Here is a 13652-nt window from a genome sequence, read left to right as displayed (position 1 = left end):
GAAGGCATTGCGCCATGCGCCATGCGCCATGCGCCATGCGACCCGCACTGTGGACGGCGCCTTGCGAAAAAGGTTTTGACGAAAGAAGACGAAGTGCCGGGGATGGGAGGCGCTGCGCGCGGGGTCCCGGGCCAGCAATGCAGCGCGGTACGAGGGAGCAGCCCGGCAAGGTCGCCGGCAAGGCCTGGGAAGGCCCGGGAAGGCCAGGCGCACCAACGGAGCACGGCGTTGCGCCGCGCCCTCAGACCGAGTTCAACTGCTCAGTGCGTGTGCAGCGCGGGCGCTGACAGCGATGCCCGCCCGCGGTATTCGCTCGGGCTGTAGCCCGTGTGGGCCTTGAACACGCGGCTGAAGTGGCCGCTGTTGCGAAAGCCCCAGGAGATGGCGATGTCCGTCACCGAGCGGTGGGCGTGCGCCGGGTGGCGCAGCTCGCGCAGGCAGGCTTCGAGGCGGCGCTGCTGGATGGTGGCGGCCAGGGTGTCGCCATCGTCGGCCATGGCGTTGTACAGGTGGCGCCGGCTGCAGTTGAGCGCCTGCGCGATGCGGTCAATGGTGAGTTCGGGGTCCGCCAGGTGGCGGTCGATGTACTGGCCGATGCGGTCGCGCAGGGCCTCGCGCTGCGACACGGCGGTGTGCTGGCCGTTGCGCTCGAGCAGCGACAGCTGCACCAGGTGCGTGATCACATCGGCCACGCCATCGGCTGCCGCGTCGGACATACTGGGCAGTTCGGTGAAGGCAGCGCGCATGGTGTCCCAGGCCAGGCGCGAGACACCGCTGGTGCCCGAAAAGCGCTGCACCATGAGGTCGTCGAGCTTGAGCTTGCGCTCGGGCATCTGCTCCTTGGGGATCATCAGCACCATCTGGCGCACGGCCTCGGGGTTGCTCACCGCGTAGGCGCGGGTGGTGTCGTACACGCTCCACTCGCCGGGCGACAGCCACACCTGGCGGCCGTTCTGCTCGAAGCAGGCGCGCCCTTCGAGCTGCGCCACCACCTTGATGTAGGCCCGGTCGCTGCCGCGGATGAGGCTGGGGGTGCGCACCACGCGGTGGCGGCTCACGTCGAGCTGGCAAAGGTTGACATAGCCGGCCTGGCCCGAGGTGATGTGGCCGGCAAAGGCCTCGTCGCCGAAGGCATCCGACTCCAGCCCGCCAATGAGCCGCCACACCGCATCGCCCCACAGGTGCAGGCGGTCGCGCGGTGCCACGGTATCGGTGGATACCTCGGTCAGGGGGTAGGCCATGGTGTCTCCAGTGCAGCGGCTGGCGCCGCCGGTATGCCCGGATTATCCGGCGCAGGCCTATTCCCCGGCGCAGCACGGAAATCCGGGTAAACCCGCTGCGCTGTGCACGCTGGGACCAGCGTTTTGTGCACGCTCAGCGCAGCGACCCAAAGCCCTCCTGCCTACGATCGGTCAACGGCTTGCACCATGCGGGCCGCCCATCCCAGGAGACACAAAAATGGTTCATCAATCCAAACGCCAATGGATCAAGGGCGTGGCCGCCACGGTGGGCGCCATGTCGGTCGCCCCGCACCTGCTGGCCCAGTCCGGCCCCGTGCGCGTGGGCTACGCCATCGCCCGCACAGGCCCCTGGGCGGCAGGCGCACAGGTCAGCCAGGAGCCCAACTACCTGCTGTGGGCCGAGCAGGTGAACGCCGCAGGCGGCCTGAGCATCAAGGGCGCCAAGCGCCCCATCGAGCTCATCGGCTACGACGACCGCAGCGAGACCGAAACCTGCGTGCGCACCTTCGAAAAGCTCATGGGCAGCGACAAGGTGGACCTGATCCTGCCGCCCTGGGGCTCGGGCGCCAACTTCGCCATCGCGCCGCTGGCCAACCGCTTCGGCTACCCGCTGCTCGCGCCCACGGCGCTGTCGCGCAAGCTGATCGACATGAATCTGCCCTACTTCTTCTCGCTGCTGCAGCAGCCCGACAAGATGATGGGCGCGCTGGTGGACATGCTGGTGGCCAACGGCGTGAAATCGGTGGCCATCGTCTACATGGACGACCTGTTCGGCCTGGAAAACTTCGCGGCGCTGAACAGCGCGCTCAAGAAGACCAGCATCCAGGTGGTGGAGCGCAAGAGCTACCCCCTGGGCGTGAAGGACCTGGCACCCGTGCTGCGCGGCATCAAGGACCTGAACCCCGACGCCTTCATCGGCATCACCTACCCGCCCGACACCATCCTGGCCAGCCGCCAGGCGCGCGAGGTGGGGCTGAACCCCAAGTTCTTCTACGCCTCGGTGGGCACGGCCTTCCAGCTGTACAAGAACGTGATGCAGGCCAACACCGAGGGCGTGATCGGCATGGGCTCGTGGAGCGTGAAGACCAGCCCCGAGGCCAAGGCCTATTTCGACGCGCATGTGAAGAAGTTCAACAAGGAGCCCGACCGCTGGGCCAGCGGCCATGCCTGGTCAGGCCTGCAGATCCTGCAGCAGGCGGTGGAGAAGGTGGGGCTGGACCGCAAGGCGCTGCGCGAGCACATCGCCAAGAACGAGTTCAAGACCATTCTGGGCGGCATCCGCTTTGCGGGCAGCGAGAACGCGTCCATCCCCGGCACGGTGAGCCAGTGGCAGGGCAGCGACTTCGAGGTGGTCTGGCCCAAGGACCGCGCCACGGCGCAGCTGAACACGGCTAAACCCGTTTGGAAATAACAAAGTGTCTTTGACTTCCTGGGCCGAGCTGGTCGCCAGTGGCCTGATTACCGGCGGCATCTATGCGCTGGTGGCCATGGGCCTGAACCTGCAATACGGGCTGATGCGCATCATGAACATCTCGCATGGCGAGTTTCTGATGCTCGGCGCCTTCCTGACCTGGTGGGCGCACACCGCCTGGGGCTGGTCGCCGCTGGCGCTGATGCCGCTGGCCTTCATCGCGCTGTTCGTGCTGGGCGTGGCGGTGCATGCGCTGTGCTTCAAGCGCCTGGCGGCGCGTGCGCCGAACGTGGACGTGTTCGAGGCACGCAGCCTGATGGTGGGCTTCGGCCTGATGTTCCTGGTGCAGAACACCGCCCTGCTGATCTGGGGCGGCGACCTGCGCGGCTATGAATACCTGGCCGACCCGGTGCAGATCGCGGGCATGCGCTTCACCGAGAACAAGCTGGTGCTGTTCGGCGTGGCGCTGGCGCTGTCGGCCGCGCTGATCGCGCTGCTCAAGCTCACCTTGCTGGGCAAGGCCGTGCGGGCGCTCATGCAGTCGCCCACCGGGGCGCAACTGGTGGGCATCAACACCCGGCGTCTGCACCCGATGATGTTCGGCATTGGCCTGGGCCTCTCGGGCGTGGCGGGGGCCTTGCTGTCGATGACCTACGAGATCTCGCCATCGATGGGCGAGCCCTACACCGTCACGGCGCTGATCGTGATCACGCTGGGCGGTTTCGGCAGCCTGGCGGGCAGCCTGGCCGGCGGCCTGCTGCTCGGTGTGGTCGAAGCCCTGGGCATGCATTTCAGCAGCCCGTCCCTCAAGATGCTGCTGAGCTATGCGGTGTTCATCGGCGTGCTGATTTGGCGCCCCAACGGTCTATTCAGCAAAAAATGAAACTCCATTCCAACAAACCCTGGCTCGCGCTCGCAGCGGGCACGGCCGTGGTCGGTACCCTGCCCTGGCTGGTGTCCGAGTTCATGGCCTCGGTGCTGCTCAGCTGCCTGATGTACATCGCGCTGGCCACCAGCTGGTCGCTGTTCTGCGGTGCCACGCGCTACCTGTCGCTGGCCACGTCGGCCTTCTTCGGCATCGGGGCGTATGCCAGCGCCACGCTGCTGAATGTGCTGCCCTGGCCGCTGGTGGTACTGGCCGGTGCGCTCATCGCAGCGGTGGTGGCCATCGTGATGGGTGCGGCCGTGCTGCACCTCAGGGGCACCTATTTCGCGGTGCTCACCTTCGGCATGACGGAGCTGATTCGCCACGCGGTGACCTTCGTTGAAAAGCAGGTCTCCGGTACCGTAGGCCGCGTGCTCACCGTGGTGCCCAGCAACGAGACGGTGTACCTCACGGTGCTGCTGATCGCGGCGGCGGCCATCGCCACGTCGATTGCGGTAAAGCGCAGCCGCTTTGGCCTGGCGCTCTCGGGCATCGGTGCCGACGAGCAGCGCGCACAGACGCTGGGGGTGGACACGCGCCTGGCCAAGATCGCGGGCTTCGGCATCACTGCGGCCTTTGCGGGCGCCGTGGGTGCGGCCATGGCCGTGCGCTGGACCTACATCGAGCCGGCGGCCGTGTTCAGCCCCTTCATCGGCTTCCAGACCGTGCTTATCGCGCTGATCGGCGGTGCGGCCAGTATCGGCGGGCCGGTGCTGGCGGCCATCGTCTTCAGCCTGCTGGCCGAGACACTGCGCCTGCAACTGCCCTACGGCTACATGATGGTGCTGGGCCTGCTGCTCATCCTGTGCGTGATGTACCTGCCCAACGGACTGGCCACGCTGTGGCAGCGCAAGCGGGCGGCCACGCCTGCAGCGGAGGCCGGCCATGTCTGAGGCACTGTTGACCATCGACAGCGTCACCGTGCGCTTTGGCGGCCTGACCGCCGTGGACGGCGTGAGCGCCACGCTGCATGCGGGCGAGCTCATCGGCATCATCGGCCCCAACGGCGCGGGCAAGACCACCTTCTTCAACGCCATCTCGGGCGTGCAGCCACCGACCTCGGGCACGCTGCACTGCGGGGGCGACAACCTCACCGGAAAAGGGCCGCACCACTATGCGGCGCACGGCATTGCGCGCACCTTCCAGACGCCACGCGTGTTTGCCGACATGACGGTGCGCGACAACGTGCGCTTCGGCATGCAGTTCGCGGGCCGCCACCGCCAGGGGCCCGTGGGCCTGCGCAATGAGGACGAGATCCTGGCCATGCTGGGCCTGTCGGCCCTGGCCGATCGTCCCGCCGCCGACGTGACGCCTTCGCAGCAGCGCCTGCTGGAGATCGGCATGGCACTGGGCACGCGCCCGCGCCTGCTGCTGCTCGACGAGGTGGCCGCCGGCCTGACCGAGGCCGAGGTGGACGCCATGGCCCAGCGCATCCGCCGCCTGCGCGACGACTGGGGCCTGACGGTGGTGTGGATCGAGCATGCGGTGACCACGCTGCTCAAGTACGTGGAGCGTGTGCTGGTGCTGCACCAGGGCCGCAAGATCGCTGACGGCACCCCCGCCGAGGTGGTGCGCAACCCGGAGGTGATCGAAGCCTATCTGGGCGATGAAATGGCCACACCGGCAACGCCTGAAGGAGCCACGGCATGAGCGGCACACAGCTTTCAGTCCAGAGGCTGACCACAGGCTACGCAGGCTTTCAGGTGCTGCAGGATCTGTCGCTCCAGGCCCAGCCCGGCATCACGGTGATCGTCGGCCCCAACGGTGCCGGCAAGACCACGCTGCTCAAGGCGCTGGCCGGCCTGCTGCCGCGCCAGGGAATGGTGCTGCTCGACGGCCAACCGGTGCCCGCAATGAATGCCACGGCCTGCGTGCAGCGCGGCCTGGCCCTGGTGGCCGAGGGCCGCCAGCTGTTTCCGCAGATGACGGTGACCGAGAACCTGGAGCTCGGCGGCTGGCTGGTACCCTCGCGCATGCGCGCCGTGCGCCTGGCCCAGGCCTTCGAGGATTTTCCGCGCCTCAAGGAGCGTGCGCAGCAACTGGCCGGCACCATGAGCGGCGGCGAGCAGCAGATGGTGGCCGTGGCCCGCGCCATGATGAGCGGCCCGCGCCTGTTGATGCTGGACGAGCCCTCACTCGGCCTGGCACCGCGCATGGTGGACGAGCTGCTGGCCATCGTGCAGCGCATCGCGGCGCAGGGCGTCACCGTGCTCATGGTGGAGCAGAACGTGCGCAAGGCGCTGCAGGTGGCGCAGCGCGGCTATGTGCTGGAGCGCGGGCGCATCGTGGCATCCGGCGAGGCATCCACCTTGTTGCAATCGGACGCGGTGCGCCAAGCCTATCTCGGCGTGGCCTGAATCTTTTCCACTCTTTCTTATCCGACTTTCTTTTCTTGTCGTTCAGGAGATATCCATGACTGCCATTTCCATGCTGATCAACGGCGAGCGCGTGCAGGCCGCCGGCGGCGCCACCTTCGAGCGCCGCAACCCACTCGACGGCTCCGTGGCCACCACCGCGCCCGCCGCCACCGTGGCCGATGCCAAGGCCGCCGCCGACGCCGCCGCCAAGGCCTTCCCCGCCTGGTCGGCCCTGGGCCCCAATGCGCGCCGTGCGCTGCTGCTCAAGGCCGCGCATGCGCTCGAAGCCAAGGGCGATGCCTTTGCCGCCGCCATGGCCGCCGAGACCGGTGCCTCGGGCCTGTGGGCCGGCTTCAACGTGCACCTGGCCGCCGGCCTGCTGCAGGAGGCGGCGGCCCTGACCACGCAGATCGCGGGCGAGGTGATCCCGTCGGACGTGCCCGGCAGCCTGGCCATGGGCGTGCGCCAGGCCGCAGGCGTGGTGCTGGGCATTGCGCCGTGGAATGCACCCATCATCCTCGGCGTGCGCGCCATTGCCACACCGCTGGCCTGCGGCAACACCGTGATCTTGAAGGGCTCGGAGCTAAGCCCCGCCACGCACGGCCTGATCATCGAAGCGCTGCAGGAAGCCGGCCTGCCCCCGGGCGTGGTGAACTTCGTGACCAATGCACCGGCCGACGCGGGTGCGGTCGTCGAGGCCATCGTGGCCCACCCGGCCGTGCGCCGCGTGAACTTCACCGGCTCCACCAAGGTCGGGCGCATCGTCGCGCAGACCTGCGCCAAGTACCTCAAGCCCACGGTGCTGGAGCTCGGCGGCAAGGCGCCCCTGGTGGTGCTGGACGATGCGGACGTGGACGCTGCGGTGGACGCCGCCGTGTTCGGCTCGTTTGCCAACTCGGGCCAGATCTGCATGTCCACCGAGCGCATCGTGGTGGATGCCTCCATCGCCAACGACTTCGTGGCCCGCTTCGCAGCGCGCGCACAGGCCCTGCCGCTGGGCGACCCGCGCAAGGGCCCGGTGGTGCTGGGCTCGGTGGTGGACATGGCCACCGTGCAGCGCTGCAATGCCCTGATCGACGACGCCCTGGCCAAGGGCGCCAAGCTGGTGTGCGGCGGCAAGAGCGAGAACACGCTGATGGCCGCCACCATCCTCGACCACGTGACGCCCGAGATGGACATCTACCGCGAGGAGTCCTTCGGCCCGCTCAAGCCCATCGTGCGCGTGAACGGCGTGGAGGAAGCGATTGCCTGCGCCAACGACAACGAGTTCGGCCTCTCGGCCGCCGTCTTCGGCCGCGACATCGCCCGCGCCTGGAACGTGGCTGCGCGCATCGAATCGGGCATCTGCCATGTCAATGGACCTACGGTGCATGACGAGGGGCAGATGCCGTTTGGCGGGGTGAAGAATTCGGGGTGGGGGCGGTTTGGGGGGATGGCGGGGGTGCGGGAGTTCACGGAGCTGCGCTGGATTACGGTGCAGACTACTGCGCGGCATTATCCGTTCTGAGCCCTCTTTGCATGGTTGCTGCGGTGACTTTGTGGAGGGCGGAGGCGGGGTCTTGGCCCGTCCCGTGCTGGGGCTCGTTGCCTGTGGTTGTGGTTGCTGCGTGCCTGCGTGAAAGGCGGAGGCCGGGGTGTGCGCCCGGCGGCGCACCTACCTTCTTTTGCGTCGCCAAAAGAAGGTAGGCCAAGAAAAGGCGACCCCGCTGCCCGTGTCCCCCATCGCCCTATCGGGCGCTGGGGGCAGCCTGCGATGCTCGGTCCTGGGGTGACGCCGAAGAACTCCCTGCACTGCCTCTGCGAGGCAGCTCCGGTCAAACAGCTTCGGCGAGCCAGATGACGATGCGCGTGTCCTTCGGCACGCGCTCACCCCAGGCCCTGCGCTTCTCGGCACGGTCAGAAGGGGGTGGAAGCGGGCTCCCTACGGGCCATTGCTTTGCTCGGCCTGTGGTCCTTCGCTGCGCTCGGCTCGCCAGGGCGATTGAGCCCACGCGTCGGCAGCGCGCAGCGCGAACCGCCCCCCCGGCGCAGCTGCGAAGCAGCAGCCGTCTTTGTCCCCGCTCCCCACCCCTGCTGGCTGCGCCGAGAAGCGCAGGGCCTGGGGTGGGTGCGTGTGCCGAAGGACACACGCACTTCGTGATCTGGCTTGCCGCAGCTGTTTGAGCGGAGTTCGAAGAACGCAGTGAGTTCTGCGGCACCACCCCAGGACCGAGCATCGCAGGTTGCCCCAGTTCGCCCGACAGGGCGAACTGGGGACGCAGACTGGGGGTCGTCTTCTCTTTGGTGACTTTCTCTTGACGACGCAAGAGAAAGTTACTGCGCCGCCGGGCGCACACCCCGGCCTCCGCCCTCCAACAACGAACAGAAGCAACTACAACCCACAGGAACAGCACCCAGCGCTATGTGGTGAGCCCAGCAGACCAACTACGCCACAGCCCAGGACGCATCCCCCAGCGTGGACACACCGCTGAGCTTGACCAGGCTGTCGTTCGCACCCAGTGCAGACACGTTGTCATTCACCAGGATGTAGGTATCGGAACCATAACGGAATGCAATGGCCTTGTTAGCACCAGCGGTGGTGGCAGCCAACGAGGCGGCGTCCAGCAGGGATGATGAATCGGAAATGCCAACCAGTTGCAGGCTGGTCGGTGCAGCCTTGGCGGTCGCCGTTGCGGCCGTCAGCGCCAGTCTGTCGGTGCCGCTCACGAAGTCGGTCACCACGATGGCAGACCAGCCAAGCCCGACGGAGAAACTGGTGTCCAGATCCTTGGCGGCGGCACCCGCCAGGCCGGTGAGGTTCAGCGTATCGGCGCCGCCGCCCAGGGTGATCCTGTGGGCGTTGCCGGCACCCATGGTGATCGTGTCATTACCCTCGCCCGCCGCAACGATCACCTGGGCACCAGAAGCGTCGTTGATGACGAAGGTATCTGCCCCTCCGCCGCCGGTGATGGTCACCGGCCTGTGGGTGGCAAACGCCAGCGACAGCGCGCCGGTCAGCGCAGAGGCATCGATCACCGAGACCTGGGCGCCCACCACGGTAGTCTTCAAGGCCTGTTCGCCGGTGAGCACGATCTTTTCGGCCGCGTTGGCGGTGATCCTGGCGGTATTGGCGACTCCGGCCATCGAACTGAACCCCTGGCTCCTGACGTTCAGGTGCTCAACCGAGTCCACGACCACCTCATCATCGCCAGCAGCCCTGAATAGCACCAGATTCGCAGCGTCTGCGCCACCGCTGGTTCCCGCAAAAACCACCGTCAGTGCGCCACCACTGCCGGAATCGCGGATACCGACAGTGGTAGCAAGATCCACTCCACGAAACTCGGCCGGACCTGCCGCGGACTCTCGCCACAGCTCCGTGAGGCCAGTCGCACTGGACGCCATGAACGTCGAGTGAGCCCCGGCCTGAATGAACACCTTTTCGACACTCTGCAGTGTGGGTGCAACCGTCGCATTCGCGGCCAGCGTGGCCCTGAGCGTATCCACCCCTCCAGCGCCATCAATGGCGTCAGCGGTGGACAGCAGACCGGCAGTGGTAGCTAAAATGGTGTCCTGGTAGGCAGTTGTCTTGAACTTGGCCTGTGCAGCCGAAGGCGATACGGCGTCGTCACCGGCTGTCAGTAACAGAGTGACGCCAACGCCGGGGCCCCATCCATCAGTGATTGGTATTCCCGTGTTGTTCGGGTTGATGGAATAGGCATGGGATGCAGTGACTTCACTGTTCCACTGCACCGCCGCTGCTGCATATACGGACAGATCACCGGTGGCGTTTTCAAGCCCCGAAAGGATCTGCCCCAGTTGCAGGGCAACAATGCCCACATTGGCCTTGCCGACAGACACAAGATAGTCCCGTAAGGCGGTCTGCAAGCCCGCATTGGGCAGCACGCCCAGGTTCATCAACAGCTTGGTGGACAGCGCATCCTCGGTCAGCGCAGTAAAGCCGGCGCCGAACCGCTGGGCAAAGGCCGTGATGCCGATGGGCTCGACCGCCGCCACCTGGTTGACATAGACAGCGTTCACGGGAGACTGGTCGTTGAACACCCTGTTCAGCATGGTGACGTCGGCATACGTGCCGGAAACTTGGACAGGCATCCATTCCTCCCTTGATGTTTTAGTGAACTCTGTGAGCCTAAGGTGCGCCCCGCCAGCAAGGTGTGGCGGCGGTCACAAAGAAACTTTTTGAAACCAAAGCTGCCTCAGCTCACAGGGGTCAGGGCTGGAACTGCTAGAAAAGGCGGCAACCCAGACACAAAGGATCGCATTGCGCAGCCGAAGCCCTTTGGCACCCGATCAGGCCAAGGTCCATGAAGCATCGGCCAACGCGGCCACGCCTGTGAGCTTGACCAGGCTGTCATTGGCACCCAGCGCAGCGACGCCATCGTTCACCAGGATGTAAGTGTCGGCACCGTAGCGGAAAGCGATGACCTTGTTGGCACCTGCCGTGGCGGCTGCCAGGGCCGTTGCGTCCAGCAGCGAGGACGCCGCCGCAATGCTGGCCAATTGCGCAGAGGCAGGGGCTGCCTTGGCCGTCGAGTCAGAACCGAACAGACGGATCACATCGGCCCCGCTTTCGAAATCCGTCACGCGAATGAACGACCGGCCCAGCGCAGCGTCCGAACTGGTGTCCAGATCGCGGGCGGTGGCGCCCGCCAAACCCACGATCGTCAACGTGTCGCTTCCACGGCCCAGGGTGACCTCGTGGGCATTGGCGGCTCCGACGATGACGGTATCGTCACCCGCACCCGCGTCAATGGCCACTCTGCCACCGGAAGCCTCGTTGACGTTGATCCGGTCGCCCGCCGTGCCACCGATGATGCCCACCGGCGTGCTTCCTGTGGTGGTGAACGCCAGGTCCAGGGCCCCTGTCAGCCCGGTTGCATTGATGACCTCCACATGGGAGCCGGTCACGGTGGTGGTCAGCGCCTGGTCACCCCAAATCCGTATTTCCTCGGCAGCATCGGCCGTGATCCTGGCGGTGTTGTTGGTGGTGGTTGCCACATTGCCGGCAGAGCTACGGACCAACAGTAGCTCGATGCCCGGCGCGATCACCTCGTCGAGTCCCGTCGTATCGGCCAGCACGATGTTGGCTGAGTCCAGAAGGCCGGAGGCGCCCGCGAACTTCACGGTGAGCGGTCCGCCGGACAGGGAGTTCTGCACGCCCACGGTGGTCTTCAGGCTGACGTCTGCAAACGTGGCTGGGCGCGTAGCCCCATCCCCCCACAACATCCTGATGTCGTTTGCATTGGCAGAACTGAACTGGGCGGATTCGCCTGCGGTGATGATGACCGTTTCAATGCCATAGAGCTTGGGCGCCACGGCTTCACCCCCGCCCAGCGTGGCCATGAGCATGTCCCCGCGTCCGCCATCCCCCCCGCCGTTGAGAATGTCCGGAGAGCCCAGCAGCCCAGGTGCAGGAGCCAGAAAAACGTCGTCATACAAGGTGCCGCTCAGGACATCCACGCCGTTGGTCACTGTCAGCGTGGTCCCTGTACCCACATTGAAGTAGGGATTTCCTATAAGTCCCATTCCGTTTGCGGGGTTGCTGGAATAGGCATGCGAAGCAGCCAGTTCGCTGTTCCATCGCGCCGCTGCGGCCGCATAGATGGCTTGGTCGCCTGTGGCGCCTTCCAGCCCCGAAAGGATGCTCCCCAACTGCACGGCGACAATGCCCACGTTGGTCTTGCCCACCACGACCAGGTAGTCCCTCAACGCGGACTGCAGGCCAGCATTTGGCAGCAGTCCAAGATTGGTCAGCAACACGGTGGACATCAGATCTTCCGACCGACCGCTGTACCCGCTGCCCCACTGCAATGCAAATCCATCTAGCCCATTCTCTTGCGCAGCAGCAAGCATGTTGTTGTAGGCGTCGTAGTTTGGCGACCGGTCGCTGAGCCCACGGTTCAGCGCCAGGACACCCGCCTGGTTGTTGGAAAGTTGCAAGGCCATCTCAAGCTCCAGCCCCCTTGAGGGGCAATAAAATCACGAGGTCTACCGCAGGCGCGCTCAGAGGAAAGGTCCGCTACGCCGACGCCAACGCAGCAGCAATGGTTGATGGGTTGGTCAGGCGACACCCCAGGAAGAATCCGCCAATATGCTCAACCCGCTGAGCTTGATGAGGCTGTCATTGGCATTCAGTGCAGCCACGCCGTCGTTGACCAGGATGTAGGTGTCCGCACCGTAGCGAAAGGCAATGGCCTTGTTGGTGCCCGCCGTGGTGGCGGCCAGGGCCGTTGCGTCCAGCAGCGAGGCCGATGCTGCGATGCTGGCGAGGTCCGTGGCGCCGAGTATCGCCTTCGCCGTTACCTTGGCAGCATCCAGCTGGATCGAGTCGATGCCGCTGGCAAAGCCGGCTACTTCGATGGCCGAAGCAGCCAGCGTGGTCGATGTGCCGAGGTTGATGTACTTGGCCGCATCGCCTGCCAGGCCCGTGATTTTCAGTGTGTCAGCGCCGTCACCCAAGGTGATCTTGTGGGCGGCCTGCGCATTGACCGCCACGGCAACGCCGCTGGTGCCAGCGAGCGTCAGGCCCAGGGCCTTTGTCAGCGCCGTGGCATCGACCACGCCCACCCGAGCGCCAGCCACCGTGGTGGTCAGGGCCTGGTCGCCCCAGATGACAATTTTTTCAGCCTGGGCGGCGGTGATTCGGGCGCTGTTGACCGTGGTGCCCGCAATCGTACCGGCTGTGCTTCTCACGCTCAGGGTTTCGATGTTCGCCATGATGACTTCGTCCTTGCCCGTGGCATCGGCCAGCGCGAAGGTGGCCGCATCCACCGGGCCGTTGGCGTTCGCGAAGTTCACGGTCAAGGCGCCGCCCGCGACGGAGTTCTGGATCCCGACCGTGGTCCCAAGGGTCACGCCAGAGAACGTGGCAGAGGCACTTGCGCCATTGGTCCACAGCTCAGTCAAGCCCGTGGTGCCAGCCGCGCTGAATTCAGCGCCTGCCCCTGCGGTGATGTAGACCTTCTCGATGTTGCTCAGCGCGGGGCCCACCGTGCTGCCCGCCGCCAAGGTGGCCCGCAGGGAGTCGGTACCGGCTGCGCCATCGACGGAATCGCCCGTCGAGAGAAAGCCTGCAGTGCTTGCGAGCAGGGTGTCGTTGTTGGACGTTGTCTTGAATTTGGCCTCGGTAGCCGCAGGCGATATCGAATCGTCACCGGAGGTCAAGGAAAGGGTGACGCTCAACGTGGCGGGGTCCGGCTCACCCGTCCCCACAGCGGGACCGGTATTGGCAGGGTTGCTGGAGACTTTGTAGGAATCCACCAGTTCCTTGTTCCATGCCATTGCAGCGGCATTGAATGCTGCCTGATCACCCGTGGCGCGCTCCAGCCCCGACAGGATCTGCCCGAGCTGCATGGCGACGATGCCCACGCTGGCCTTGCCCACGGACACCAGGTAGTCCCGCAAGGCAGTCTGGAGGCCAGCATTCGGCATCACGCCCAGGTTGCCAAGCAGCTTGGTAGACAACTGGTCCTCGTTCAGGCTGGTGAAGCTGGCGCCAAATGACAGGGCAAACGCGTTGATACCCACCGAAGTAGCCATTGCTACTTGGTTGCTGTAGACCGCGTAGGCAGGCGATTGGTCATTGAAGACCCGGTTCAGGATCGTCGTGACGACATAGGGTTCATCAAGAAAATTTTGTGCCATCAAAAGCTTCCCAAAAGGCAAACAGGTGCGCAGCGCGGGGTGAAGCCCTGCGGTTCAGAATTCAGGCCAGCGCATGG

The 13652-nt window shown here is 65.7% G+C and carries 10 protein-coding genes; 6 read left to right on the top strand and 4 right to left on the bottom strand.

The window, feature by feature from the left end:
• Positions 1-260: 260 nt before the first annotated feature.
• Positions 261-1241 (bottom strand): helix-turn-helix domain-containing protein, encoded by a 981-nt coding sequence (locus tag ACSQ3Y_RS09985; RefSeq protein WP_436177154.1) that lies wholly within the window; start codon positions 1239-1241, stop codon positions 261-263.
• A 217-nt stretch (positions 1242-1458) separates the two neighbouring features.
• Between ACSQ3Y_RS09985 and ACSQ3Y_RS09980 the strand changes: the two genes are divergently transcribed.
• The 6 genes from ACSQ3Y_RS09980 to ACSQ3Y_RS09955 are packed head-to-tail and all read left to right on the top strand — an operon-like array spanning position 1459 to position 7441.
• A complete protein-coding gene (locus ACSQ3Y_RS09980; protein ID WP_436177153.1) occupies positions 1459-2652 on the top strand; it encodes an amino acid ABC transporter substrate-binding protein in 1194 nt (397 codons plus the stop codon).
• Positions 2653-2656: 4 nt separating this feature from the next.
• On the top strand, positions 2657-3535 hold the full coding sequence (locus tag ACSQ3Y_RS09975; RefSeq protein ID WP_436133803.1) for a branched-chain amino acid ABC transporter permease: 879 nt from the start codon (positions 2657-2659) through the stop codon (positions 3533-3535).
• A complete protein-coding gene (locus ACSQ3Y_RS09970) occupies positions 3532-4470 on the top strand; it encodes a branched-chain amino acid ABC transporter permease (protein ID WP_436177152.1) in 939 nt (312 codons plus the stop codon). Before ACSQ3Y_RS09975 ends, ACSQ3Y_RS09970 begins: the two co-directional genes overlap by 4 nt.
• Entirely contained in the window at positions 4463-5227 is a 765-nt protein-coding gene (locus tag ACSQ3Y_RS09965; RefSeq protein ID WP_436177151.1) for an ABC transporter ATP-binding protein, read from the top strand. Before ACSQ3Y_RS09970 ends, ACSQ3Y_RS09965 begins: the two co-directional genes overlap by 8 nt.
• On the top strand, positions 5224-5934 hold the full coding sequence (locus ACSQ3Y_RS09960) for an ABC transporter ATP-binding protein (protein ID WP_436177150.1): 711 nt from the start codon (positions 5224-5226) through the stop codon (positions 5932-5934). Before ACSQ3Y_RS09965 ends, ACSQ3Y_RS09960 begins: the two co-directional genes overlap by 4 nt.
• Positions 5935-5989: 55 nt before the next feature.
• A complete protein-coding gene (locus ACSQ3Y_RS09955) occupies positions 5990-7441 on the top strand; it encodes an aldehyde dehydrogenase (RefSeq protein ID WP_436177149.1) in 1452 nt (483 codons plus the stop codon).
• A 917-nt stretch (positions 7442-8358) separates the two neighbouring features.
• On the opposite strand, the gene ACSQ3Y_RS09950 is transcribed toward ACSQ3Y_RS09955, so the two are convergent.
• From ACSQ3Y_RS09950 to ACSQ3Y_RS09940, 3 genes are all read right to left on the bottom strand, one after another.
• Entirely contained in the window at positions 8359-10023 is a 1665-nt protein-coding gene (locus tag ACSQ3Y_RS09950) for a bluetail domain-containing putative surface protein (protein ID WP_436177148.1), read from the bottom strand.
• Positions 10024-10221: 198 nt separating this feature from the next.
• Complete coding sequence (locus tag ACSQ3Y_RS09945; protein WP_436177147.1) at positions 10222-11877, bottom strand: bluetail domain-containing putative surface protein; 1656 nt, start codon at positions 11875-11877, stop codon at positions 10222-10224.
• Positions 11878-11991: 114 nt separating this feature from the next.
• Entirely contained in the window at positions 11992-13575 is a 1584-nt protein-coding gene (locus ACSQ3Y_RS09940) for a bluetail domain-containing putative surface protein (protein ID WP_436177146.1), read from the bottom strand.
• Between the last annotated feature and the right edge of the window lie 77 nt (positions 13576-13652).

This window comes from Acidovorax sp. LjRoot66 (assembly GCF_964253305.1).
Lineage (GTDB): Bacteria > Pseudomonadota > Gammaproteobacteria > Burkholderiales > Burkholderiaceae_C > Acidovorax.
This window is presented reverse-complemented; position numbering and strand designations above follow the sequence as displayed.